The sequence below is a fragment of the Marinobacter fuscus genome (genome assembly GCF_003007675.1).
GTDB classification, from domain to species: Bacteria; Pseudomonadota; Gammaproteobacteria; order Pseudomonadales; family Oleiphilaceae; genus Marinobacter; species Marinobacter fuscus.
On sequence record NZ_PXNP01000088.1, the window covers coordinates 1 to 4031 of the forward strand.

At 56.6% G+C, this 4031-nt stretch carries 4 protein-coding genes; 2 read left to right on the forward strand and 2 right to left on the reverse strand.

Annotated elements, in window-relative coordinates; translation table 11 throughout:
* The coding region (locus C7H09_RS12370) for an RHS repeat-associated core domain-containing protein (RefSeq protein ID WP_476738588.1) at positions 1-1948 on the reverse strand (1948 nt) is incomplete at its 3' end.
* On the opposite strand from C7H09_RS12370, the gene C7H09_RS12375 reads away from it, so the two are divergent.
* Both C7H09_RS12375 and C7H09_RS12380 read left to right on the forward strand, forming a co-directional pair.
* Positions 1856-2134 (forward strand): hypothetical protein, encoded by a 279-nt coding sequence (locus tag C7H09_RS12375; RefSeq protein ID WP_106763139.1) that lies wholly within the window; start codon positions 1856-1858, stop codon positions 2132-2134. The two genes, C7H09_RS12370 and C7H09_RS12375, sit on opposite strands and share 93 nt — an antisense overlap.
* A gap of 101 nt (positions 2135-2235) precedes the next feature.
* Positions 2236-2475 (forward strand): helix-turn-helix domain-containing protein, encoded by a 240-nt coding sequence (locus C7H09_RS12380; RefSeq protein WP_206074326.1) that lies wholly within the window; start codon positions 2236-2238, stop codon positions 2473-2475.
* A gap of 145 nt (positions 2476-2620) precedes the next feature.
* On the opposite strand, the gene C7H09_RS12385 is transcribed toward C7H09_RS12380, so the two are convergent.
* A complete protein-coding gene (locus C7H09_RS12385) occupies positions 2621-3922 on the reverse strand; it encodes an IS1380 family transposase (protein ID WP_106763143.1) in 1302 nt (433 codons plus the stop codon).
* Positions 3923-4031: the final 109 nt, after the last annotated feature.

Consider the following 4031-nt stretch of genomic DNA (forward strand, 5'->3'; position numbering starts at 1 on the left):
ATGAGCCCGCAGCTTTCGTCGCTCCGCCAGCCACTATACCAGCAGCAGGCCCTGCCGCCATTCCCAAAGCCGCATCCTGAGCGACCATTTTATATCCTTCAGCCCGGTATTCACGCGTTTTCTCAGCTTGCCGAAGCGCGTCATTGAATGCCTCAACTGCTTGATTATCAACTCCGGGTAATTGGTTGCCTTCAGGATCATAGACTTTGCCATACATGGCGCCAATGGTTTCGCCATGGCCGTTAGGCCCAACAACAACCGTATCCAGCCCCACCGTCTCGCGAAGGTGCCTTTGTGATAACTGACTTTCTGGAACTGGAATTTCTTGCACAGGTTCCAGATTATCCAGAATCGGTGCATCCTCCCCCGTTTCAGCATTCTCTGGGGTAATAACCGCTTTAAACTCTAGCCCCAACGGATCCACAAAATCTAACGGGTTTTTGGTATAGCGGTAAGCATTTAGTCCGCCTTTTAAACCCAAAGGATCTGGCGTCAGATACCGGCCTGTCGCGGGATCATAATCCCGGAACCGGTTCTGAACAATTCCCGTCAGCTCATCCTCAAACTGCCCCGGCAATCTGAGTGACTGATGAATCCCGTGATTAAGTGTGTCGGGCTGGCACTTGCCCCACGCATCCGCATTACCCTCCCAGACCTTTTGCCCCTCCTGATCCCACAACCGAACAGGCATCATCCGATGATCCAGTTCGTAGTAGTAGGGTTGGTTGTCGATCAGCGTGATTAAGGGCTCATCGGTTTGTGGGTCACGGAGGTACCACTGCCATTGGCCGGAAGGACTTTGCTCTCCCAGCAAGACATCGTTGTGCCACAGGTAGGTGGTGGTGCCTGCGTCGGTTTTGCGCCAGGCCCGTCTGCCCAGGGCGTCGTAGCCGTAGGTGATGTGCTGCTCTGGCCGTTTGAATTCGATGAGCTGGCCTTCGGCGTCGAAGGTGCGGTGTTCGGTGGTTTGGCCGGTAATGCGGACTTCTGCGCCCAGGGCATCATAGGTTCGTTTATCGTCGCCGCTTCTGATCAGGCGATCCTGTTCAATCTGGCCGCCTTCCGGGAGTCGGTTGCCGCCCAGGTCGTAGTGGTAGGTTGTGTCGTTTTCATGGATCAGCTGACCCTGGCTGTCCCGCTGATAGTGGGTGTCGCCGGTCAGGTTGTCCTGGGTGGCTTCCAGGCGGTTTTCGGCATCCCAGCGGTAGCGTCTTGTGGCACTTTGTTGGCCCTGCCATTTGCGTTTGATCAGGCAGCCGTAGCGGTCGTGCAGCTGGCTTTGAGTGTTAGAGCCGGCGGTACGGGTGGCTTCGCGGTTCTGGTTGTCGAAGGTGCGTTCAATCAGGGGGTTGCCGTTCACCGCCAGGGTCTGCCAACGGCCTTGTGAGTCGTAGTGGTAGTGGACGGTGGTGCCGTCGGGCAGTTCGATCTTTTCTATCCGGCCACCGGGGCCGTAGCCGTAGGCGGTTTTATATTGGTCCTGATGGTGTTCGGTGATCTGGCCGAGGGTGTTCCACGTCCAGTGCAGCTTGCGGTCGGCGCAGCTGGCATGGGTGCGGCGGCCAGCGGTGTCGTAGCGATAATGGCGGGTGACCGCTTTGCGGTCTTTGCCCTGACTGGTCTGGGTCAGTACCCGGCCAGCGGGGTCTCGCTCTGTGCGCTGCGCCCAGAAACCTGGGTATTCCCGGTGGGTGATGTGCCCGGCGGCGTTGTATTGGAAACGGATGTCCCGGCCATCGGGGGCCGCGCAGCGGTCAATATGGCCTGCGGCATTCCAGCCCAGTTGCCATTGCTGGCCATCGGTGCGGGTGATGGCGGTCAGGCGTTCGCTGAGGTCGTACTGGTACTGAACCTTATGGCCATCGGGTCGGCGATACGCCAACGGGCGCATCAGCGGGCCGTATTCGTAGCCGTGATGGTCGCCCTGGGCGTTGGTGTAGTCGGTCAGGCGGCCAGCCTTGTCGTACTGGTACTGGCGGCTGCGTTTCTGATCCGGAGCCTGTTCCGGGTATTGATGTACGGCCAGCAGGCGTTGGCCCTGGTGGTCGTATTGGGTGACCAGGCCCTGCTCCAGTTTGCCCGCTACGCGGCCATCCGGCTGGTAAGCAAAGCGCTGAGGACCCCTAAAGAGTAAAAATAACCCTGTTTCAGAGTGCTCTATTTTAGGGTATTGTCAGCTCTCCTTTTAAAAACCGGAGGTAAGTTATGGCACTAATACTCGATTGGGATGCCAAAATGACAACCTCAGATAAGACCTTTTACAAAGCCTTAGGGAAGCGCATTGCGCAGTACCGAAAGGAGCAGGGGCTAACCCAAGTGCAACTGGCCGAGAAGCTGGGCATTGCCCATCTAACCATGGCTCACTATGAAGGCGGCAGTCTGCGGATCGCCGTAGCCCTACTAAAGCCGTTGGCCCAGGAGCTGAATGTTTCGATGGAGGAACTTATCGACGAACCTATCCCGGATTTCTCATAGCCACTCAGCGAGTCCCGCAGACTGTTCGGGTTACCGCTATGAGCGTTCAGGCGCGACCATTTTTGTCTAATAAGTATTCAATTTCTGTTATCTGGACACACTACCCCCTTACCCCCATTGCGTCGGGCCGGGGGAGCCCGGGCATCTACCCCGGAACCAGGCGGCGAACCAGATCCGTGAGTTCGTCCTTGTAAGGGTAGGCGTCACTCATCAGCACCCGGACTCGACGGGTATTGCGGATGATGACCGCCCCAACCTTGATCAGCTTCAGCCTCAGGTTGCTGGCGCTCATGCGCTCGAAGGGCGTCTTTTTCAGGTGCGCTCGTAATCGCTCGAACAGGGTGTAAGCGAAGCCGGACAAGATCAGCCGCCATTGATTCGTCCACCACCGCACACTCGACGTGCGATCCGCAAATAAGTACAGCTGCTGATCCTTGATCCGGTTTTCCATATCGCCACGGGCGCAGTATTGCTCGTAGTAGAGCTTAAAACCGTCATCATAGCGGGAACTGACCACGAAGCGAGGGTTCGAACCAAGCTCACCTTCTTCCAGGCGGGCCACCACCCAGCGAGGGTATTTCCAGGAGTGCGCCTGATACCGGAACCGATAGGTGGCGGAGACTTTTTCGCCAACTTTCTGGTGCGTGTCCCGAACCAGTTGTGATGGCGCTTCCACGTCCTTGAGCAACCGGCTGTTTTTACTGATGCCGACCAGGTAATCCACATGGTTCCGGTCGCACCAGCTCAACAAGCGGGGCCGGTAAAAGCCGCTATCACCCCGGAACACAATACGAGTGTTGGGCCAGTACTGTCGGATGAACTTTACCAGCAGAGCCAAGATGGCCCAGCTGTGTCGACTGTCACTGCGATTGCTGGTGCGCAGGTAGCTCACCAGCAGGTGACGGCCACAGAACACGTACAATGGAAAGTAACAATGGTGGTCGTAATAGGCGTTAAAGAACTTGCCAGGCTGATCGCCATGAACCGGGATATCGGTACCGTCAAAATCCAGCACGATTTCCTTCGGTGGCGTCTCGTGCTGTTCGATGAAGTGCTGCCACAGCAACTCGTGGGCTTTGATGACCGACTGACGGTCTACTTGCTGCTCCATTCGGCAGAGCGTAGACTTGCCAGCTAAATCGTTCTCTTTGCCGACCGCGGTTTGCAGGGCCTGATCAAAGCGCAGGGTCTCATGATCATTCAGGTCTTCGTACCCTGCCGCCATGCCGAAGACCCGTTGCCGAGTCATGGTTTCCAGCTTGTGGTGTACCAGCATTGGGTTCCGTGAATCGTTAAGCACTGAGGCCAGGCGCTGAGTCAGGCTGTGTCGTTTGTCGACTTCCCGAAGCAGGAGCAATTCGGCATCAGAGGTGATATGACCACCGGAGAAATCGGCTTCAATTTGGCGACGAGAGAGTGGCGAGAAGGTTAGCTTTTCGGGTACCATTTTGGATAGCGGCTGTTTGTGTTGGTTAACGGTGTAAGGCCCTGAAACTATATCACTTTCAGCCGCTTCTTCCTTCCTTACGCTACCTTCTCATGAGAAATCCGGGCTA